The organism is Paenibacillus harenae DSM 16969, assembly GCF_000422465.1.
Classification (GTDB): domain Bacteria; phylum Bacillota; class Bacilli; order Paenibacillales; family Paenibacillaceae; genus Pristimantibacillus; species Pristimantibacillus harenae.
Genome location: NZ_AULV01000019.1, coordinates 32,933 through 54,209, shown reverse-complemented (window position 1 = coordinate 54,209; position 21,277 = coordinate 32,933). Strand labels below are relative to the sequence as shown.

At 53.1% G+C, this 21,277-nt stretch carries 20 protein-coding genes; 5 read left to right on the top strand and 15 right to left on the bottom strand.

What is annotated here, in order from left to right; all coding sequences use genetic code 11:
• Nucleotides 1-102 precede the first annotated feature (102 nt).
• Nucleotides 103-333 (top strand): DUF1128 domain-containing protein, encoded by a 231-nt coding sequence (locus H581_RS0106870; protein WP_028609370.1) that lies wholly within the window; start codon nt 103-105, stop codon nt 331-333.
• A 140-nt stretch (nt 334-473) separates the two neighbouring features.
• Here the strand turns inward: H581_RS0106870 and H581_RS0106865 are convergent, their stop codons facing one another.
• From H581_RS0106865 to H581_RS0106850, 4 genes are all read right to left on the bottom strand, one after another.
• Nucleotides 474-926, bottom strand: a complete 453-nt coding sequence (locus H581_RS0106865) for a hypothetical protein (RefSeq protein WP_028609369.1) — start codon at nt 924-926, stop codon at nt 474-476.
• 261 nt (nt 927-1,187) lie between these two features.
• Nucleotides 1,188-2,756: a UDP-glucose--hexose-1-phosphate uridylyltransferase gene (locus H581_RS0106860; RefSeq protein ID WP_028609368.1), complete on the bottom strand. Its 1,569-nt coding sequence runs from the start codon at nt 2,754-2,756 to the stop codon at nt 1,188-1,190.
• Between the two features lie 42 nt (nt 2,757-2,798).
• Nucleotides 2,799-3,788: a UDP-glucose 4-epimerase GalE gene (gene galE, locus H581_RS0106855; protein ID WP_028609367.1), complete on the bottom strand. Its 990-nt coding sequence runs from the start codon at nt 3,786-3,788 to the stop codon at nt 2,799-2,801.
• A gap of 46 nt (nt 3,789-3,834) precedes the next feature.
• Nucleotides 3,835-5,007, bottom strand: a complete 1,173-nt coding sequence (locus H581_RS0106850) for a galactokinase (protein ID WP_028609366.1) — start codon at nt 5,005-5,007, stop codon at nt 3,835-3,837.
• A gap of 203 nt (nt 5,008-5,210) precedes the next feature.
• On the opposite strand from H581_RS0106850, the gene H581_RS0106845 reads away from it, so the two are divergent.
• Both H581_RS0106845 and H581_RS0106840 read left to right on the top strand, forming a co-directional pair.
• A complete protein-coding gene (locus H581_RS0106845; protein WP_028609365.1) occupies nt 5,211-6,080 on the top strand; it encodes an AraC family transcriptional regulator in 870 nt (289 codons plus the stop codon).
• A gap of 103 nt (nt 6,081-6,183) precedes the next feature.
• Nucleotides 6,184-7,416: an NAD(P)/FAD-dependent oxidoreductase gene (locus tag H581_RS0106840; RefSeq protein ID WP_028609364.1), complete on the top strand. Its 1,233-nt coding sequence runs from the start codon at nt 6,184-6,186 to the stop codon at nt 7,414-7,416.
• A 129-nt stretch (nt 7,417-7,545) separates the two neighbouring features.
• On the opposite strand, the gene H581_RS0106835 is transcribed toward H581_RS0106840, so the two are convergent.
• Nucleotides 7,546-8,103: a general stress protein gene (locus H581_RS0106835; protein ID WP_028609363.1), complete on the bottom strand. Its 558-nt coding sequence runs from the start codon at nt 8,101-8,103 to the stop codon at nt 7,546-7,548.
• Nucleotides 8,104-8,350: 247 nt separating this feature from the next.
• On the opposite strand from H581_RS0106835, the gene H581_RS33280 reads away from it, so the two are divergent.
• On the top strand, nt 8,351-9,577 hold the full coding sequence (locus tag H581_RS33280; RefSeq protein ID WP_051250506.1) for a magnesium transporter CorA family protein: 1,227 nt from the start codon (nt 8,351-8,353) through the stop codon (nt 9,575-9,577).
• 157 nt (nt 9,578-9,734) lie between these two features.
• Here the strand turns inward: H581_RS33280 and H581_RS0106825 are convergent, their stop codons facing one another.
• Nucleotides 9,735-10,706: a Gfo/Idh/MocA family protein gene (locus tag H581_RS0106825; protein WP_028609362.1), complete on the bottom strand. Its 972-nt coding sequence runs from the start codon at nt 10,704-10,706 to the stop codon at nt 9,735-9,737.
• A 211-nt stretch (nt 10,707-10,917) separates the two neighbouring features.
• Here H581_RS0106825 and H581_RS0106820 point away from each other — a divergent pair, with 211 nt between their 5' ends.
• Nucleotides 10,918-11,736, top strand: coding sequence for a lipase family protein (locus tag H581_RS0106820; protein WP_036718018.1), 819 nt, complete (start codon nt 10,918-10,920; stop codon nt 11,734-11,736).
• 46 nt (nt 11,737-11,782) lie between these two features.
• Here the strand turns inward: H581_RS0106820 and H581_RS0106815 are convergent, their stop codons facing one another.
• The 9 genes from H581_RS0106815 to H581_RS0106775 form a co-directional block, all read right to left on the bottom strand.
• On the bottom strand, nt 11,783-12,676 hold the full coding sequence (locus H581_RS0106815; RefSeq protein WP_028609360.1) for a carbohydrate ABC transporter permease: 894 nt from the start codon (nt 12,674-12,676) through the stop codon (nt 11,783-11,785).
• Nucleotides 12,677-12,701: 25 nt separating this feature from the next.
• A complete protein-coding gene (locus tag H581_RS0106810; RefSeq protein ID WP_028609359.1) occupies nt 12,702-13,613 on the bottom strand; it encodes an ABC transporter permease in 912 nt (303 codons plus the stop codon).
• Between the two features lie 69 nt (nt 13,614-13,682).
• The gene (locus tag H581_RS0106805) at nt 13,683-15,317 is read right to left on the bottom strand and encodes an ABC transporter substrate-binding protein (RefSeq protein WP_028609358.1); all 1,635 of its coding nucleotides are present in this window, start codon (nt 15,315-15,317) and stop codon (nt 13,683-13,685) included.
• Nucleotides 15,318-15,606: 289 nt separating this feature from the next.
• Nucleotides 15,607-17,862: a helix-turn-helix domain-containing protein gene (locus H581_RS0106800; RefSeq protein ID WP_028609357.1), complete on the bottom strand. Its 2,256-nt coding sequence runs from the start codon at nt 17,860-17,862 to the stop codon at nt 15,607-15,609.
• A gap of 134 nt (nt 17,863-17,996) precedes the next feature.
• Nucleotides 17,997-18,641 (bottom strand): PAQR family membrane homeostasis protein TrhA, encoded by a 645-nt coding sequence (gene trhA / locus H581_RS0106795; protein WP_028609356.1) that lies wholly within the window; start codon nt 18,639-18,641, stop codon nt 17,997-17,999.
• Between the two features lie 60 nt (nt 18,642-18,701).
• Nucleotides 18,702-19,397, bottom strand: coding sequence for a hypothetical protein (locus H581_RS0106790; protein WP_028609355.1), 696 nt, complete (start codon nt 19,395-19,397; stop codon nt 18,702-18,704).
• A gap of 299 nt (nt 19,398-19,696) precedes the next feature.
• Nucleotides 19,697-19,900: a hypothetical protein gene (locus tag H581_RS0106785; RefSeq protein WP_036718015.1), complete on the bottom strand. Its 204-nt coding sequence runs from the start codon at nt 19,898-19,900 to the stop codon at nt 19,697-19,699.
• A 35-nt stretch (nt 19,901-19,935) separates the two neighbouring features.
• On the bottom strand, nt 19,936-20,853 hold the full coding sequence (locus tag H581_RS0106780; protein WP_245599951.1) for a TRM11 family SAM-dependent methyltransferase: 918 nt from the start codon (nt 20,851-20,853) through the stop codon (nt 19,936-19,938).
• Nucleotides 20,854-20,887: 34 nt separating this feature from the next.
• Entirely contained in the window at nt 20,888-21,217 is a 330-nt protein-coding gene (locus H581_RS0106775) for a LapA family protein (RefSeq protein WP_028609352.1), read from the bottom strand.
• Between the last annotated feature and the right edge of the window lie 60 nt (nt 21,218-21,277).

The window sequence follows — 21,277 nt, the reverse complement described above, 5'->3', positions numbered from 1 at the left end:
ATCGAATTTCAGGCCCAGGTTCAATTTGCGGGTATTGTTCATTGAAACATGGTACAATAACAAAAATGAACCGGAACGAATTCCATTTTTAGGAGGCGCACCATGAACCATTTGCAAACGCAATCCGTAGAAAATATCGCTTTCATGATCGATGAAATAAAGACGAAGCTGAAGATGGCTTCTGCCGCCGCTATGCAGGCCTCCCACTTCAAGGTGGAGCAGTATGAGGATATTAAGGAGCTGTATGAGATCGTTGCCTCGAAAGAAAAATTTAGCATCAGCGAGGTTGAGGCGCTCGTGTCCGAGCTTGGCAAGCTGCGCTCGCAAGCGTAATTGCTATAAAGATATTAAAAGTTAAATTATGCCAGTATTCGACATTTCTTTTCTAATTCATGGATCAAGCCTGGAACTTTAGTCATGAGACGGAAGAAGAACCGGATTGCGGCATAGGCGCCGCGACCCGGTTCTTCCGTTTATTCCTGCCCTTCTTCCTGCGGCTCAACTGCGGTTATCGACAGCTTGATGGATACGTCCTTATTCTCGCCTTTCAGGAAATAAGCGATTCGTTCCAGCTTATCGGCCAAGTCAGAGCCGCTTAACGTCGTATTCAAATGATAATCGAAGCTGTCCGAAGGCAGCTTACGGTCGGCGTAGTTACCCTGTCCTCTCCAGCCGCGCTCCCCGCTTCCGCTCGATTGAGCCAATAATTGCTCTTGCACCGGATAAAATTTATCAGACTTATTCACGACTCTTTCGTAAATCCGCAGCTTCTTCAACAGCATGTAATATTGCGCCGAGTGCTTAAAATTCCATGCCTCGCGAATATCCTTAAGCGTATAATCCATCTTCCAACGCTTTAGCTTCTCAACCTGCTCATCAGTGTTCAGCTGCAAAAAATCATCCAACGGCAGCATTTTTTCGGACATTTCATACCCCTCCGATAATTATTTTGAAATAAACGCAAAGTATAAGATGAAACAATAATTCCGACTTACATTTGCATATTAGCTTTGTTTATCATATAAAAAATACCATAAATTTCGGCTGTTTACAAATTAATATAATTTCACTTTTTAAATTGCGATTGATCGGGCAGAAACGCCAGTCGATTGCCGGTCAGAGGTCTTATATTTATAAAAAGAGAACCTCCTTGCGCGCTGAACGACGCCTGAGGAGGTTCCTATTCGTTATGCGCGCTGCAGTCCGATCGCCGTCAGAAATCTCTCGAATGCCGCCTGACCTTCCGCCGTGCGCTTATACACGCCAGCGTCCTTCAGCACATCCAGAAACTTCCAGCCCGTCTCGGCTTGAACGATTTCCTGAGACTGCTCGGCCGGGCAGTCCGTGCCGAACCGGCCGATCAGGGAAAGCAGCCACTCCGCATGCTTATGCAGCGGATGCGAAGGCTTGCGCAGCTCTTCCGCCGATGCCGTGGACTCTCCCGTCAGATAAGCGGCGATTTGCTCCAGCTCATCCTTTAGGCGTCCCGGCAGAACGGCCAGGCCCATGACTTCGATCAAACCGATGTTTTCTTTCTTAATGTGATGCAGGTGCCGATGCGGATGGAATATGCCGTCCGGATGCTCGTCGCTTGTTCTGTTGTTGCGCAGCACCAGATCGATTTCATATTCGCCGTTGTCTCGCAGCCTTGCGATTGGCGTGATGGTGTTATGCGGCGTGCGTGTTCCGTCCTCCTGCTCCGTGAAGGCAAGCACGTCCGCCGATCCATCGCTGTATCCCCGCCATTCGTCAAGAAGGCGGCATGCCGCCCGGTGAACGTCGCCCTTCGAGGTGCCGTTCACGCGAACGACCGACATCGGCCACTTGACAATCCCGAATCGTACGCCCGGAAGCTTCGGATCGGTAAAGGCTTGCTCCGTCCGAGCCGCCTCCATCGGGAATACATGGCGTCCTCCCTGGAAATGATCGTGGCTCAGGATGGAACCGCCGACGATCGGCAGGTCGGCGTTAGAGCCGATGAAATAATGCGGGAATTGCTCTACGAAGTCGAGCAGCCTCGCAAACGACATATGGGAAATCGCCATCGGCTCATGCGCGCCTTTGAAAATAATGCTGTGCTCATTGTAATACACGTAAGGAGAATATTGGAAGTACCACTGTTCTCCTTGCAGCGTCAGAGGCAGCACGCGGAGATTTTGCCGGGCCGGATGATCCGGACGTCCCGCGTATCCTACGTTCTCCGCGCACAGCAGACATCTCGGATATCTAGCCTGCGGCATCGTCTTCAGCAAAGCGATTTCCTTCGGGTCCTTCTCCGGCTTCGACAGGTTGATCGTAATCTCCAGGCTGCCGAAATCCGTAGCATGAAGCCAATATCGGTTCTTCCTGATCCGGTCCATCCGAATGTAGTTGGAATCGATGCTCAGCTGGTAGAACGCGTCGGTCGCCGCCTTCAGCCCCTCCGCTTGCGCGGTGCGATGGAATTCGGCATGCGCTTCGGATGGCCGCGGCATCAGCAGTCCCATAATGCGGGCATCAAGCAAATCCCGGTAGGTCGTTGTATTGTCCGGAATAAGGCCGATCGAATAACCGTAATCGAGAAGCGGCTCGAGAAGCGATACCGGGCTTTCCAATCGTTCCTCGGGAACCGGGGCTTCTCCCGGCTCGGTGAAATGAAATAAGTCAAGCAGCGCGTTGCGCGCCGCGTTCATATCCAACTCCTGAATAAACTTGCGCTGCTTCGCGAATTGCAGCAGCCGCTCGATCAGAAGCAGCGTTTCGTTTGCTGAAGGCATTTGTTGTTCGTTTGCCACGGGTAATTGCTCCTTTCGCTTCAGCTACTTGTCGTTATAGCCTTGAGGATTCGCTTCATGCCAGCTCCAAGCGCTCTTGACGATATCCTCCAGCTTGTCGCGCTTCGGCTTCCAACCAAGCTCCCGGCGGGCGCGATCCGAGGATGCGACCAGCACGGCGGGATCTCCCGGGCGGCGGGCTTCCATGACGGCCGGAATCTCTCTGCCGGTTACGGCGCGGGCGATGTCGATGACCTGCTTCACCGAGAAGCCGGTGCCGTTGCCGAGATTATAGATGGAGCTGTCTGCGCCGGTGCGAAGACGGTCTACCGCCAGGACGTGAGCGTCCGCAAGGTCGCTGACGTGAATGTAGTCGCGGATGCAAGTGCCGTCCGGCGTCTCGTAATCCTCGCCGAATACCGAGATATGCGGCCGTTGTCCGAGGGCTGCCTGCAGCACGATCGGAATCAGATGCGTTTCCGGGTTGTGATCCTCGCCGATCCGTCCGCTTTCGTGCGCGCCTGCCGCGTTGAAGTAACGCAGCGAGACGAACTTGATGCCGTGGGCGATGTCGAACCACTTCATCATTTTTTCCATCGCGAGCTTCGTTTCGCCGTAAGCGTTCGTCGGAAGCGTGCGGTCGTATTCGTCGATCGGCACATTTTCCGGCTCGCCGTATGTGGCCGCGGTAGACGAAAATACGATTTTGCGAACGTTATGCTCATTCATCTTCTCCAGCAGGCAAAGCGTTCCGAATACATTGTTGTGATAATATTTGCCCGGGTCCTTCATGCTCTCGCCGACAAGCGAATTTGCCGCGAAATGTATGACGGCGTCAATCTTATTTTCTTGAAACACGGTATCCATAAACGACGCATCGCGAAGGTCGCCTTCATAGAGCTTGCCTCCAAGCAATGCTTTCTTATGGCCCTGCTGTAAATTGTCGACCACAACGATCTCTTCGCCGCGTTCCAATAACGCCGCGACCGTATGCGAACCGATATAGCCTGCTCCTCCAGTTACGAGTACTGCCATGAATGATTTCCCCTCTCCAGTGCTTATTTTTGTGATGGGTTAACATTTACGCGAGTTGTTCAACGCCGTTGCCGATGGTGCAGACATAGAAATCAGCGGTCAAGCCGGTTGCTTCTTTATATTTGCGGCCGACCTCTTCTTGGAATGCCTCCACGCTGTCTTCATGGACCAACGATACGGTGCAGCCTCCGAAGCCGGCTCCCGTCATACGCGAGCCGAGCACGCCCGGCACCTGGCGGGCTGCCGCTACCATCGCGTCAAGCTCGTCGCCCGTCACTTCATACAGATCGCGCAGCGAATCATGCGAGCCGTTCATCAACCGGCCGAACTGCTCAAGATCGTTCGCTTTAAGCGCTTTGATCGATTGCAGAACGCGGTCGATCTCTTCTACGACGTGCTGAGCGCGCCTTTGCACCGTTTCGTCCTTGATCAGATGCTTGGCGGAATTGAATTGCTCCAGACTGAGTTGACCGAGCAGCTTCAAATCCGGGAAGGCAGTCTGCAGGTCTGCAACGGCCTGCTCGCATTGGCTGCGGCGCTCATTATATTTGGAATCGACCAGGCCGCGGCGTTTATTCGTATTGCCGATGACCAGCTTGTAGCGCCCGGATTGGAACGGCACGAGGTCATATTCCAGCGTATCGCACATCAGAAGAATCGCATGGTCCTTCTTGCCGTTCGCAACCGCAAACTGGTCCATGATGCCGCATTTGACGCCGTTGAACTCGTTTTCGGACTTCTGCGCCAGCAGCGCGATTTTGACCGTATCCGCAGGCAGCCCTTCGAGCGTCAGAAGCGCATAAGCGGTGACCACCTCGATAGACGCGGAGGAAGACAAGCCGGATCCGTTCGGAATTTCACCGTGGTACAGCAGGTCATAGCCGTTCTTGAACGCCACTCCGCTCTGCTGAAGCTCGTTCACGATCCCCTTCGGGTAGTTCATCCAGTCGTCCGCCTCATCGTAAACGATCGAATCAAGCGAGAATTGCTTCTTTGCCGGGAAGTTTGTCGTTGCCAGACCGAGCTTGTGATCCGGACGTTTGCGGATAAGAAGCGTAGTCCCGAAGGTTAACGCGGCCGGAAAAACGTATCCGCCGTTATAGTCCGTATGCTCGCCGATCAAATTAACGCGGCCCGGAGCGTGAAATACGGCGATATCGCCTGCCTCTCCGCCGTACTGCTGTATAAATTGCTGTGTTAGCGCCTCAATGTTTGCCATTTGCTATCACGTTCCTTTTTATCAATATAGTGCGTCGCCGATTTCATTTACAGTATACGGGAACCCGATCCGAAACGAAATGGCGCTAAGTGCTTATTATATGGATTTATGTGACTTCTCAGTAAGGATTCAGACATGCTATGATAAGTAAAAACGCTGGAACGACTGATTTTCATTCGAATATAAAGCAGGTGTAAAGTACAATGCAGCAGGATATGTACCGCGTAGCCTCGAACCCGGTTATCACGCAAGGCGGGAACAGCCCGTTGAATGTGCTGTTTGCCGGAGAGAGCCAGACGAAGCCGCTCCACCGCCTGGGTCCGAAGGTCTATGACTTCTATTTAATGCATATCGTTCTGGGCGGCAAAGGCGTATTTATATGCGAAGGCAACAGACATGAACTGCAAGCGGGCGATACCTTTCTGATCGAGCCGGAGCAGCTGATCAGCTATGAATCGGACGGCGATGAGCCCTGGCGCTACCGCTGGGTCGCTTTTAACGGCACGAATTCGGCGGAGCTGACGGCCGGGGCCGGCTTCCGTTCGGGGCAGCAGGTCGTCCGGCTGGCGAAGTGGCGGAAAGCAGGCGTATTATTCCGCCGGATTTACGATACGTTCCGCGGCGGAGGCGCGGCGGCGGATATGAAGGCGGCAGGCTACCTTCATCTTCTGATGGCTGAATATAAAACGCAGCTTCTCCCTCAAGATGACGGAGCGCCGCGGACGGGACAAGCGGAGAGCGACCGGCTGCTGCAGCAGGTCGCCCATTACTTGTCAACCCAATACGCCCATCCCGTCTCCATTGAACAAATGGCAGAATCGCTCGGGTACAACCGCGCTTATTTGTCTCGTTTGTTCAAGCAACGCACCGGCGTCTCTCCGGTCACCTTCCTGCTCAAGCTTCGCATCGATACGGCCCGCCGCATGCTGCGCGAGCGTCCTGAGCTGACCGTCGAACAGATCGCCGCCTCCGTCGGCCTGCAGGACGCCCTGTATTTCTCCAAGCAATTCCGCAGGCTGCACGGCCAGTCTCCGACCGCTTACCGCGAAGCGATGAGAAGCCAGGACGAGTAGCCTTTAAGACAGCCGGCACCGCCGCCTCTCCTGCATGCCATATCGTCCGCTACAAGCTTCATTTTCGAAAAAGCGGGCAATACTACCTTTGGGAGTGATATTGATGACGGAGCTGCACGCCGGAAACCTGTTTTGGCCGGGTACGCTAAAAAATACGAACCAATATGAGCCGCTGAGGCAAAATAGAAAAACAAAGGTAGCGGTCATCGGCGGAGGAATGTCAGGGGCGGTCTGCAGCTATGTATTTGTCCGCAGCGGCCTCTCTGCTATTATGCTCGACCGCGGACGCATCGCCGGCGGGACTACCTTGGCGAGCACCGGGCTGGTGCAATGTTCGAACGACATTATGCTGACCGATCTCATCATGCAGATCGGAGAGCGCGATGCCGTCGTCCTCTACAAAGCTTGCCGCGACAGCGTCAACAAGCTCGCATCGATAGCGTCAGGTTTGTCGCATGACGTTGAATTAAGAAAAAGAAGCAGTCTTCTATACGCTTCAAGCGAGCAGGAGCTGAGCAAGCTGAGGCACGAGTACGAGACGCTCCAAGCCTTCGGCTTCGATGTGGAATTCTGGTCAAGCGACGACATCGCCGCCCGATTCCCTTTCCGTAAGCCCGGGGCGATCGTCGCTCACGGGGATGCCGAGATCAATCCATATAAATTCGTTAATACAGCGGCAAATGACGCCTTCCGGCAAGGACTCGAAATATATGAGCATACCGACGTAACGAAGCACGAGACCCTCCCGAACGGCATTCATCTTCTTCAGACAGCCGAAGGTTATGTGATCGAAGCCGAGCATGTCGTCTACGCGGTCGGTTACGAGCAGGACGAGCTTCGCGGCAAGCTGATCAAAACGAATATGAACCGCACTTTTGTTATGGTAACGGGAGTGCAGCCCGATCTTCAAAGCTGGCACGAGCGTTTTCTCATTTGGGAAACGGCCCGTCCCTACACGTATATGCGCACGACCGGCGATAAGCGTGTCATAATAGGCGGGCTGGATGAGGCATTGGGACTGCCGGTGCACGACGAACGGGCTCTCCGGGCCAGAAGCAATACGCTGATGCTGCGGCTGCAGAAGATGTTTCCCGGGCTCTCCGCCCCAATTGAATATGAATGGAGCGCCCCCTTCGGGGAATCCCGGGATAACCTCCCGTTCATCGGCGAGGATCCGGCTTGGAGAAATGTATATTACTGTCTATGCTACGGGGGTAACGGCACGGTCTACAGCATGCTGGCCGCGCAGCTGCTGCGGGATCGCATCTGCGGTGAAACCCATCCGTTAGCCGGGATCATCGGACTTGGCCGCCGTACGCTCGTCGGCGCGGAATAATCCTTGTCGGAGGACGCCAACCGTTTACTCCGAATGTTCTTGAATTTGAGAAAAAGCCTCACCGGCTGTCGGCTCCTACGCTGCAGCTGGAATGAGGCTTTATTGTTGGACCATCCGGAGAGGAACAAGCTAGACTCCCGAAGCAATCGCTTTGGCGTTGTATTGGCGGAATATAGCCTCGGCTTTGCTCAGCCGGGATAAATCGGGACCGTCCTCCTTGTCCAACAGCGATTTGCTCTCGTCGGTACGGGCGATGACGATCACGGAGCCGTTCTGCAGCGCTTGATGGCATAGCTGCGCCTCATCGTCATCGAGCCCCAGCGAATGCAGAGCCGCATCGTGTTCGTTCCCATTGAATAGAGCGGCTGCGACTGATGGAAACACGCCTCCGAATAGAACTGATGTTCCATACCCGGTAATTCCGTAGGCGGCCGTTGCGCCGGGAGTGCCGAATCCGGCGGCGGTCGCCATGCCCATACGGCCGAGACCCTGCCTCTCATCCGACGTATCTTCCAATTCGCGAAGCTCGTCGGCATGCACGCCGCTTTCCGCTTCAATGCGCCGTGAATGCTCGGAGTCCTTGGCAAGAACCTGCAGCTCGCCTTGCACAAACCCTGCCTGTTCCAGTTGCTGAATGGCATTTATCGCTTGCTGTTCCGTATCGAATATGCCAATTTTTCTAGTCATCTTGTCATCCTCCCTCGTTCTCGCAAGAAAAACCCACTTCGTTCGCAGGCAATAACAATTTTATCGAAAACTGATCTTCATTCTTTCTTTGGCTGCATCCTATGCCCCAGACACTCTTGGTATACCCTAAATATGTCGGAACAAATCGCATGCCGCATATCTCAGACATGTCATTTCGAAAGATTTGACTTATCCGGCCTTCAGGTTGTACATCATTGCCGTTCAGGTTATGATGGAGGAATAGATATTGGAAAATAACGGACAAGCAGGAGGCAAAGCGATGATCCATCGGATGCTTCGCTATCCCTCAGGATGGGAATGGCATGTACTGCAGCTGGCAAAGCAGCAAGCTGTTCGGCAAGAACCTATGCCCAGCAGAAAAAAAAGCAGGAAGCTTGCGGCTTCTGCGCGCGAAGAGCTGAGAGCGAGCCACGCCGCCGCAAAAAAAGAGCAGGAAGCGGCGCAGGGACAGGCGGACGAACTGAAACGCGCCTTCCCGGAAACGGCCTCCTGGATCGATGAGTGCGCAGGCAGGCGGACAAACCAAATAACGATCGGAGAAAGTCAGGAGTCGGGTCATTTGCTCTACGGTACGCTGATGTTTCAGGTTTCCGAAGACCAGACGGACGTTCAGCCCTTTCACTTCTGGCTGTCGCGGAAGAAGCTGCTGACGATGCATGACGATTTCCGTCTGCCGCTCCGGCTGCAATCCGAAGAGCATGAAACGAAATTAACCGGATGCGGTACCGCTCCCGAAGGTTTATTCGTCATGCTAAGCATCATTCTTGAGACATTCCACGAAGGACTTGACGGATTCGAATCCCGGTTAGGCGATCTGGAGGCCGCAATGCGCCAAGCGAACAGAACCGGCCTAATCGACGTCATCTTCGAGAGGCGGTACGACCTGCTCCACTGGAGCCACCTCTTCATCCCGGTCAGGGAGCTTCACGGAGCCGCCAAAGAGGCGTTCATGGAGGTCCTTGCCGATACGGACGCCTTCAAACGAATCACGCATAAGCTGGAGCGGATCGATGCGCTTCTTAAGCATTACGCCTTAGAGATCGATACGCTTATCTCGATGGACGACGCGATCGCAAGCTTTCGCGGCAACGATATTATGAAGACGTTAACGATATTTACGGTGCTGTTTCTGCCGGCGACGATCATCAGTTCGCTGTGGGGCTCTAACTTTATCAACCTGCCGTGGAAAGACGAACCGTGGGGGTTTGCCGTCATGATCACGGTTGTAGCCGTCATCACCGTCGTGATCTATATATGGCTGTGGAAGAAGGGCTGGACCGGCGATTTATTAAACGGCCGGAAGCCGCAGGAAATCGTCGGGGATGGCGGTATGCTTTCCAGATCCAGCCGTACCGGCAAGAGGAAGGCCGCCCGGCGGCCGGTCGCGCCGAAGCGGACAGCCGATGAGTCCACAGGCAACGAACCGCTCTCCCGCAGAAAAAAACGCGGCTGAAAGGTTACGGATAAAGTTCTATGACGCGGGAAATCCCGCTTATCCGCCATTTTTAATGACGCATAACTAGAAAGCAGCGATTATCAGGGATATCCTGACATCGCTGCTTCTTGTTTCTAGTCCCGATCTTATATTGAAAGGAGGTCGCAGCCAGCCCTTAAAGCTTCACCGGAAGTCCCGTACGCGCCGACTCATTCGCGGCTATCGTGACCCGGTGCGTAAGCCAAGCGTCTGCGTAGGTGGAGCGTATCCGCGAAGCGTCCCCCGTCTTAACCGCATGAAGAAACGCTTCGTTCTCGAGCTCGTATGGATTGGCGCGATTGGCATATTCCGTTCTGCGGCCTGCTTCTATGTCCGTCAACCCGCCGTGCCCCAGCTCTAACACGCCTTTGTCCGTATAAATATGCAAGCCGGTCCGGTCGCCCGCCGGAATAGCGCATGTGTTGCTGATGGTCGCGACTGCGCCCGAAGCAAGCTTGAGCGTAACCGTCCCAACATCGGGAACGGCAACCCCATCCTGCTTGCCGCTCATAATCCGGTCGCCATAAGCGGCGTAAACCTCGGTAACCTCTCCGGCCGTATACCGGAGCAAATCGACGATGTGCGTCGTCTGCTCGACGAATTGGCCGCCGGAGCCTTCCATCCTGCGCCACCAGCTCACGCCCGGCATCGATCCCATCCAGTAGCCGAGCGCCATGCCGACGGTACGTTCCCGAAGCAATTCCTTCGCTCGTTCCGTACCGTCCATGTAACGGAAATGGTAGCCGACGGACGTAATCAGCCGCTTCGTTTCAATTCCCTTTAGAATAGCGGACGGAACCTGCTCGTCTATGCCGATCGGCTTCTCCACCAGGAAAGGGATGCCGCGCTCGATAAGCGCGGTTTCGATTTCCCCGTGAGCGAACGGCGGCACGCATATGTATACCGCATCCAGCTTGCGGTCATCCAGCATTTGGTGAATGGAATCGTAGCCGCGCGCTCCTTCGAATTTCTGCGCCGCGCGGTCAGCCTTCTCCTGGCTGGTAGCCTCAAATGCGGCAACCTTAACTCCGTCGATTTTGGAAAGCTTCTCCGCATGCATCATGCCGAACCAGCCCGTTCCCACTATCCCAATATTGAGCGTAGTCATGAATGATTCCCTCCCGGAAAATGATTTCTTATGCTGATTATACTTGCGTTCCAGAAGGGAAGTCCATTTTTTATCCTATCAGGCAATATCCTTCCATGAACGACTCGTTCGAAGCGTCTGCTGCAGCACTTATCCGCAGGTACCCATTTTCCGGTCTGAACATATAATACTGCATCGATAGGATCGCGAATCGTATGAGCGGAGGGATGACATGGGCACTACGTTGCAATATAAGCGTGGAACGCAGGAGCCGGATCTTCGGACCGCTTTGTTTTTGGCTGCGGTCTGTGGACAAACGTACATGCAGTTCAATAACAAGGACGGTTTGTTTCTTGTGCCGCGATCTTACCGGCTAGCGAATCAATTTACGGCAAAAGCCTACGATAACAGCGAGGAGCGATTCGGCTTCGTGTTGACCTCCGATCGCGCTTCCGTTCTTGCCTTCCGGGGCAGCGGCTCGGCGGTAGACTGGGTATCCGATTTTATCGCGCAGCAAACGGCGTACCGCCCGGTCAAGAATGCCGGTCTTACCCATAAAGGATTCACGGATATTTATATGTCCGCCCGAAGTCAAATCCTGAGCATCATGAAACAGCTGCCGTCGGATAAACCGTTATTCGTTACCGGACATAGCCTGGGCGGAGCGCTCGCCACGCTGGCTGCATTCGACCTCGCCTCCAATTCGTCCTTCAAATCGCCCATCGTCTACACGTTCGGTTCCCCTAGAGTCGGCGACCCTACTTTTGTAAATGCCTATAACGCTGCCGTCGGCACGCATTGGCGCATTCAGAACGAATACGATATCGTTCCTCATCTGCCCACGCTCGTGTATCAGTCGCCGAATACGAAGCAAACCTATTATTACATGCATGTAAAGGGAGAAGTCATGCGTTCCTTCCGTATAGGCTCTATCGGCGGCAATCATATTTTACCCAGCTATTTTGCCGATCTCGTCAAGGAAGACCCCGAATTCGCCGAGTCGGTCTGCTCCGAACCGCCAGGCTGGTGCCCGGCGGTTGAATACGCGTAAACGGTTGACGCTTCCCCCGACCGATTTGAGAATTGGAGCGCATGCGTTAACCTTTGATGGAACCGATCATGACGCCTTTCTCAAAATACTTCTGCAGGAAGGGGTACAGCACCAGAATTGGAAGCGTAGACACGATAATAACGCCGTATTTGATCTGGTCCGCATACCTCTGCGCGTAACCTCCCGAATCTCCCCCGGTGCCCGCGCCCCCCGAGAACACCTGATTCGACAGCAAAATATCCCGGAGAATAATTTGCAGCGGCTTCCATTCGTTATCCCGGATATAGATCAATGCCGTAAAAAAATCATTCCAATGGCCGACCAAATAATACAGCCCGATTACGGATATAAGCGCTTTGGACAAAGGAAGAGCTACCTTAACGAAGAAAACGAAATGCGAACAGCCGTCGATGGCCGCCGCCTCATAAAGCTCCGACGGCAGGGTCGATTCGAAGAAGGTCCTTGCGATGATCAAATAAAAGACATTGACGCAAAACGGCAGAATGAACACCCACGGCGTATTGGTCAGGTGAAGGTCCTTCATCAGCAAATACGTTGGAATCAAGCCGCCGTTAAAAAACATCGTAAGGACAAAGGCGAACATAATAAACCGCCTCGCCCGGAATTCGCGCCTGGACAGCACATATGCCGCCGGCAGCGTGAAGAGCAGATTGACCAGCGTGCCGGCAGTCGTATAGAAGACGGTATTCCGGTAACCGGTCCATACCCTCTCGTCCTGAAAGATCTCCTTATAGCCGAAAAAACTGATTTCCTTCGGCAGAAGCAGCACCTTGCCGGTCGATACGAGCGTCGAATCGCTGATTGAAGCAATGACGATAAAATACAGCGGATATGCTATCGCCAGAAAGATCAAGGCGCATAATGCGGATAACACGATCCGGAATGCGATTTCGCCGCCGTTCAAGCGTTGACGAATCATGGACAATCCTCCTTTTGCAGCCGGTTTAGAACAAGCTCGTATTGGAAACGCGTTTTGAAATGGCATTCATGGCAAACAGGAAAATAAAGTTAACTAACGTATTGAATAAACCGATGGCTGAAGCATAGCTGAATTGGTTGGAAATAATTCCGATCTTGTATACATACGTCGCAATGACCTCCGAAACGGGGAGGTTCAGCGCGTTCTGCATTAGGAAAATCTTCTCGAAGCCGGTGCTGAGAATATTTCCCATACTGAGAATAAACAGGATGACGATTGTCGGGACAAGCGCCGGAAAATCGATATAGCGGATCGTCTGCCATCTTCCGGCCCCGTCTATTTTCGCCGAATCGTACAGCTGCGGATCAACGGTTGACAGCGCGGCGAGATAGATGATGCTGTTCCAGCCGCAGTGCTGCCAAATATCCGATAGGACATACGTCGGAATGAAAGTTGAGGTCGAAGCCAATAAATTGATATGGCCCAGGCCGATAGACTTCATGATATGGCCGACGATTCCCGTTTCGGGCGACAACAGAACGTTGAGCATGCCGACAAGGACGATAATCGAAATGAAGTGAGGCAAGTATACCGTCGTCTGCATAAGCTGCTTCATTTTTTTTCTGCGGATTTGATTCAGGATAAGCGCGAGAATGATCGGCGCGGGAAAACCGACCACGATCGTAGTCAAGCTGATGAAGAACGTATTCTTCAACAGGTCGGTGAACAAATAGCTGTCAATGAATTGCTTAAAGTAGAATAACCCCTGCCAATCCCCTCCGGTGAGGCCCTTGCTGAAATGATAGTCGCGGAAGGCAAGCTGGACGCCGTACATCGGAATATAGTTGAAAATAAATATGACCGCAATGGCGGGAGCAATCATCATCCACAATTGATAATCCCGTTTGAAGGTGCCAAAAATCGATCCTGGGCGCATAGCAATCCTCCCTTAGAGGAAGAGGCTTCCCGAATAAGGACAAGGCAGCCTCCTCCATCATGTGTTTTTTTAATTCGTGCTCAAATACTCATCATAATACTTCTGCATGATCTCCAAATTTTGATCCAAACCGGCTTTTTTGCTTTCATTCACGTAGGTATCCCATTCCGCCTCGATTCCGCCTTTCGTCACCCATTTCGCAAAGCTTGTATTCGCCAGATTCATGACGTTCGTATTATTCAAACTCATGGAATTATTGTCCGCGGTCGAATATTTGATGAACATGGCCGGATAGACATCGTTCTCAGGATCCACCTGCTCCAACACGCCGCTTAGCGGCTCCGACTGCGTCAGCACTTCCTGCATATCTTTGCCCAGCGTCAATGGGGTTCCGTCGGAAATATAGAAGGCGCCGTTGTCCGCCCATGTGGATGTCCACTTCCAGGTGCCCGGATCCATCTTCGAATCCTGCGGCGGCAGTACGGCATAGGTGCCGTCTCCGTTATCCTTAATGTTCGGTCCGATCGAACCGAACAGTGCCTGAATGCCTGTAACAGGGTTATAAAGCTCGTTGATGAAGCGCATGGCCGCTTCTTTATTTTTTGTCTTGGCCGACATGACGATATGATTGACGCCGAAATTCAAAGAGTAATAATCGTAGCTCCAGGACACCTGCTCCGCACTGCCGGCCGAAACCTTAAGCGGAGACATCGACGCATATTGCGGAGCAACCTGCTCGCCGAATCTGTCCGATGCGACCCATCCCCAAGTAAAGCCGACCTTTGCCGTATCCCCTTCGCCCCGGGCAACCGCCTGGTATTTCGTATAGTCATGCGTGAATACCTCGGGATTAATCAAGCCCGCTTTGTACAGTTTGTTCAAGAACAGTACCATTTGCTTGTAACGGTCGTCCGTGAGGAAGTTCTTCACGCCGCCGTCCTCGATGAAATAACCCTGTCCGCTAACTTCCGAAGCCAGCGTAATTCCCATGCTTCCCAGGAGAACGGCCGGGTTAAAGTATCCGCCGATTCCGCCCGGCCAGTCCATCGGAATCTCATCGTTCGGATCCCCGTTGCCGTTGGCGTCCTTTTCCTTAAATGCGACCAGAACATGATATAATTCATCCCATGTCGTCGGCATGCTGAGACCCAAATTGTCCAGCCAAGCCTGGTTAATGTATTGCCGGTTGGCGGTATTCGGCCAATAGCTCTGATATTTCGGCAACCCGTAAATTTCCCCGTCCCGCTGCGTCGCGATCGCCTTCGTCTCCGGTTTCTCTTCGAACATCTTCTGCACATTCGGCGCTTGCTCAAGCAGCCCGTTCAAGTCTTGGAACAAGCCTTGAAATTGGGCAAAATCAGCATCCGTTATGACATTCGGCCCAACAAACAAATCCGGTACGTCGCCGCTGGCCAGCAATGTCCCTTTCTTCTGACCCCAATCCGCCGTAATTTCCTGCCATTCGATATCGACGCCTGCGGCATCCTCCACCTGCTGCAGCCATTCCATCTCCGCCAGCGGCTTCGTAAGCGGATGCTTCGTTATAAGGGCCGTCAATTTCACTTTCTCGCCGCTTTGCCCGGAATTGCCTGAATCGTTCGCGGCTTCGCCGCCGCCGTTCCCGTTGCCGGAACCGGAGCAGCCTGCCAGTACTGCGCATGCAACCAAAATAATGGACAATAACCAAATCGCTTTCTTCCTCATTGCATAACCCCCATTTGAAGATTTAGTATGCAAAATCCTTGCGGATTGTTGCCGCGGTTCAGCCCGAACCGAGTTAGTTCGGTGGACGACTTTACTCTACTCGTTCCTCTGAGGCCGCGTAAACGGGCAGTTTTTGATCGATTGCCAGTTTTTGAAAACGCTTTATTTTCTGGTATGAAAGCGATTGCAATTTCGCCTTCGAAATAATGTGCATCTTCAAAAAATGCGCATCCGCTGAATGAAAAAAGCCGCTCCCGCGCCGAATGGCTGGGGCAGCGGCCCATTTGGGCTACATATCCCGGTATTGTCCCGGCGTCGTGCCGACCATCTTCTTGAAGGATCGGATAAAGCTCGACGTATTGGTATAGCCCGTCTGCCTTGCAATCGAATCCAGCGTTTCATCCGAGCTGCGAAGAAGCTGAATCGATTTTTGAATACGGAGCCGATCTATATATTCCTTGAAGTTATGTCCCATCGTTTTCTTGAAATGATAGCTGAAGCCCGAGAGCGACATGCCGAAGTGGTCGGCGATGACTTGCAGCGAGAAATCGTGGTCTAGCCCTCGTCTTTCAATAAATGCCAATATCTCCTCCTGCGACGCGGCACGGGATGGAGGCAGCGTCTCGCGAATGATATCGCAAAGCTTGCCGCAGCTTTCCCTCATAATGCCGGTCATCTGCTCAAGGGTATACCGGTGCTGGAATGCGGCGTCGGTCAGACGCAGCAGGTTGTGGTCGTCCTGCCTGAAGCGCTGAAGTCCGCCTAAGATGACGCTGACCGTATTCAAGTATACGGTTCTGACCATATGCGGCGGCATCCCGTCGCTGCCGTAATTATCGATGATCCGCTCTATGACCGACTGGACGGTCGTTACGTCGTTTTTCAATATCGACATCTCCAACGACTGCAGCAGCTCGGCAAAATAAGATACGGTGCCGGCTTGCGACACCTCGATTTCATTAAAGTGAAGAAGCTCCTGCCTCTTGCGTATGCGGAGGTATTCGGCCGTACGCATCGCCTGCAGATAAGACAGATGCACTCCCTCCGTCGAGTCGGCGCTTTCGGACGTTCCGATGCCAATCAGCGAACGGATGCCTGTCTCTGCGGCAAACTTTCCCTGTACGCCCTGCAGATACGATTTCACCGCAAACATAGGGTCATGCGCGCATACGAAAATCAATTCATGATTATAAATGCTCATAAAATAATATCCGCGAACCTCTCCCGGCAGCCGCTGCTCCTCCTTCCGGAAATAATTCTCTGCCCGGTGGATGCCGGAATCTCCCGTTTCAAACGAAATGACAGCCGCCGTTATCAAGGGCCCGTCAAAAAACACCCCGCATTCGGCAGCCTCCTCATGAAACGATTCCCATGTCTCATATTGGCCGCTCACCAGCTCGAACAACAGGTTCTCCCTCATGATCGGCAGCGTGCGTTTCACCCTCTCGTCCAGTTGGCTGTTCGCGGTGGATAACCGGTCAAGCGCGTACCGGATCGTATCGACCTCGTTCATCGGCTTAGGTACCTGTTGAGTGAATACATGAGCGGCAAAATCGACCAGTCGCTTGATGGGATGGTAATTTTTGCGGATGGAAATATAGATCACGACCCCCTCAAACAGCAGTATTAACGCAAGAATGATAACGGTATTCCGTTGAATCGATTGAATGTCGTGGAGCGCTTCCGTTACCGGCAATATGCTGACGTACTTCCAGCCGTTTTTGTCCGAAACGGCATGCGATACGATAAACGATTTTCCGTCGATCCGATGAATGCCGGAGGAAGGCGGATTCTCGCCAAGACGGGAGACCAGCGCGCTAAATTCCGCGGAGCCGCTGTAATCATCGACGTTTGAAGCGACCAGCCTGTTGCCCTGTCCGTCAAAAATAAAAAAGTCTCCGTTGTAAGACTCGGACACGGATTTCATCATGCGAATAACCGTCTCCTCCTTCACCAATATCAATACGGCTCCGGGCGAATTACTGCCTCCGAGCGGCAGCGGCAGCATGAAGGTCAGCATTCTGATCCGATTATTGCCGGGAACAACGACATTCTCTGCCGGACGAACCGCGGGTAACTCCAGCTTGTCCAATTCCCTGAACATCTCCTCATGCGGCCAGTCCTCGAAATAATAGCCGACGCCCCTTCGCGCGAAATCACCGGTGCTGTAGACGCTTCCGGTCTTGGCGAATAAATAGCCGATATCTTTGACATATAGCAGCGTGTTATCGATAAACGCGTCCGTCGCGTTGTATTTCCGCATCTCGCCCGCAATCACGACTCGTTGATAATCGCTTTCGGTCGCCATATACAGCTTCATATCCCGATTCTGGAGCAGTTCGGACGGCAGGTCGTATACGTAACGGGTGAAAATATCCATCGACGTCATAAACTGCTCCGTGACATGGGCGTTCCACTCCATCTCCTTCTCCGTTGCGATATCTCTCGAATAAGGATAATAATAAACAAGAATAATCGTGAGCGGGAACAAAAGCACCAATAGATAAGAAATCAAAAACTTAGCCAATAAACTCGTTCTTTTCAAGTCAGCTCACCTTCCCGGGGGTTTATTTCAATAAGACAACAATTAATGTATGCGCTTTCACAAGCTATATCAAATAAGGCTTACCCCTCTTGCAAGGAGCAAGCCCTTCATGTTAAAAATCCCGTGCGGCTAGCTTATGCAGGCAGTACGTACAGCAATATCGCGAAGAAGTGAACGATCGAGCCGCCGAGCACGAATAGATGCCATACCGCGTGATGATACGGAAAGCTGCGCCACATATAAAAGATCGTGCCGAACGTGTACAGCAAGCCGCCCGTAACCAACAATTGAACGCCTCCCGGGTCCAGGTGCGTCGTCAGCGGCTTCCAGGCAAATACGATAATCCAGCCCATGGCGATATATACGAGTGTGGACGTAAATAAAAACTTCGAGGCAAAAAAAGATTTGAAAACGACGCCAATCGCCGCTGCTCCCCATACGATGCCGAACAGCATCCAACCGAGCTTGCCCTGCACGATATGAAATAGAATCGGCGTATAGGTTCCTGCGATAAAAACATAAATGAACGAATGGTCGAGCGACTCGAACACGCGCTTCGCCTTCCCTTCGGGAAAGCTGTGCACCAGCGTTGAGGCTGCATACAGAAGCAGCATCGCGGTTCCGTAGATTGTAAAGCTGACGACATGAAATGCCGTGCCCTTCGACGCGGCAAATACGATCAGCAGCACAAGCGCTGCAACGCTCAGAGCAGCGCCGATGCCGTGCGTAATTGCGTTTGCGATTTCTTCCCGTTTCGTATACGTATGAGTATTCGCCATTGGTCAAGCACCTCCAGCCTCAAGCGGCCTTAGCCGCTTGCCTCCTCTTATTCTAAAGGATCATACCCACCCTTTCAACCACTCCCGTACGCGAGTTACGGTTTTATCCAGATTGCAGATCTGTTCTTGATCCGTAAAAGGGTGCGTGTGGCGAAAATAATCGGCGTGCCCCCCAACGGTCGGAATGCCTTCCACGTACCCGGGCGCGTACTTCAAACGGTTCCACCGAGGGACGGAATAGCTGCTCCTGATCCAGCCGCCCCAAGTGCCGATCCGGCTGATGGGGTCGTTCAGCTTGCCAAAGTTGTCGATGGAATGAAAATAGCTGACGCGGTCCTGCAGCTTCGGATCGATCGGCGTTTTTGGCGCCCCGACCTGCACAATGCGGAAATCTTGAATCTCGTCCTTCTCATAAAGCATCTTTGCCGCCTGGTAAGCGGCAGCCCCGCCTCCGCTGTGGCCGATGAGCAGCATCCTGTCGCCGGTCAACGTCTCCTTGATTTTGCCGAGCGCAAGCTGTCCGCCGACTCTTCCGGCCGACATCCGGTTAGAGAGGTCGCTGCGAACCTCCAGAACCTGCCTGACCAGGCTTCTGCTTGCATCGCCGTAAGGAAACACCACATGAACGGCAGGATCAACGCCGTCTGATTGGAACAGCCTTTCGAGCTTTATTTTGCACTCATTAAATATGCTGTTGGATGTTGCCACACCGGCTAGCAAATAGATGCTTAGTCGTGATGATTTGGTCGCCGTCATAACGAATCCCTCCGAAAAATTTAGATGTATATTCATTATGTGGGGGTAAAACATAATTCATTCTTGTATATATTGTTATTTCCGAGTAAATGCACCTTATGGCCCGTTTCTTGTAACTTCTACGGCTCCGTTTGCCGTCGGGATACTTTATATTGTACACGTTTACGCCGACCCAATCAGCATTTGCTATTCGCATGGGGGATATTCCATGTTAAATAAAAGCAGGGCGCCTAGCTGTTTCCAGCTGGCGCCCCTCTTTGCTGTAATGACGGGGGATCGTATCCTTCCGCCTATGGCAGCTATACACCCATCTTTTTGCGTTGATTGTTAACCTTCTTCGTATTCTGGCTCTTCAGTGCTTGCGTTCCGGTGGAATGATGCTTCTGACCAGGCAATCCTCCAGCCTGAGCCTGCTTCTTCTGAGCGAGCAGTTGCTTTGCTTTCTCCGCTTGGGTCAGCTTCTTCGGCTGCTCCGCGGATTCGTTCTGTTCAATGGTAGACATTGGTTGGTTCACCTCGCTTATGCGCTGCATTATCTTTATTCTACTACAGTTATATATCTGGTAAAAGAGGCTTTCCTAAGTGTCGTACATTCGGCAATACGCCATCCTGCATGCGTCAGCTGCCGCTCCAAGCGGCTCGTCGTAATAATGACCGCCCGCTTGGCGATTCTTCTTGCGCTCGACAGGATGGCCCGCTCTTCCTCCTCTGGAAGGACGGAGCATAGATTATAGGGCATATCGACGATCGCTGCGTCATACGCCCCTTCCGCCCTGCGCATATCGCCAAGCTTCACGCGATCAGGATAACCGAAGTGAGCCAAATTAACCCGGGCCCCCCGAACCGCGAGCGGATTAAGATCGATTCCCTCGATATCAAAGCCCATCGACATCGCTTCAATCAGAACGGTCCCCATGCCGCAGCACGGATCAATCAGGCGTATGCCTTCTGTCTCCGAGCCGGCAGCCAGATTGACGATCGCTCTGGCCGCCCTGGTCGGCAGCGCAGTCGAATAATTTTGCGGCTTATTCCGATGCTTCAGCCATACGGCTCCGCTTTCCTCGCACGGCCCGAAATACCAGCGCCCGTCTAGGCTCGTCAAGCCGAACAGTCGCTCAGGCTTCCGCATATCGGCAGTCCCTCGCAAGGCTGCGCCGGCCGCACGTTCCAGCTGCCGCTGCTCCTCGTAGGCGAGTTTTTCCTCGCCTTGGGTGTACAGCACCTTGAAGGTGCTTCCTTCGAGCGCGATGGACGGCAGCAGTGCCGTCAGCTCCTCCATGCTTTCCGCTTCCAGTTGAACCGTTATCCGCCGTTTCACGAACGGGCTCCGGTCTACGTGAATATCGGCGGCGCTCCGCGTAATTCCGCAGCGAACAGGCTGTCCGAGCAGCGCCTGAAGTTCCTGCTCGCATAAAGCTGCCTCGTTCTCGTGATGAGTATACGAATAAATGAACATACGCCGCTTCTCCATCCCGCCTGCCTGAGTTAAGTTATTCGTTATCCCGCTCTGGCGCCGGTTCCGTCTGCTGCGTACGGATTGTTGATGCCGGCACGCCGAAAAGCTCAACCTCCGCCGTCAGCTCCGCGACACGCTTCTCGAGCGATTTCACGGTCCGGTTTAACCGGATTTGCCGAATCATGCCCAGCAGCATCGCCGTCACCCCACCGAGAAGCGTCGACGCAAGGATGACGAGTATAAGCGGCAGCGTCGCTTTCGTAAACAGAAAATTAACCTCCACCGATCCCACGTTAATGACCGCGAAAATCGCGATAAGCAGCGCGAATGCCAACGCCGCTACGAGCCCCCCTTGTCCCTTCAAGCAGGTCCCCTCCTTTTCCAACGATCATACCATAATCCTGTTCGATTCGCATAAAGCACT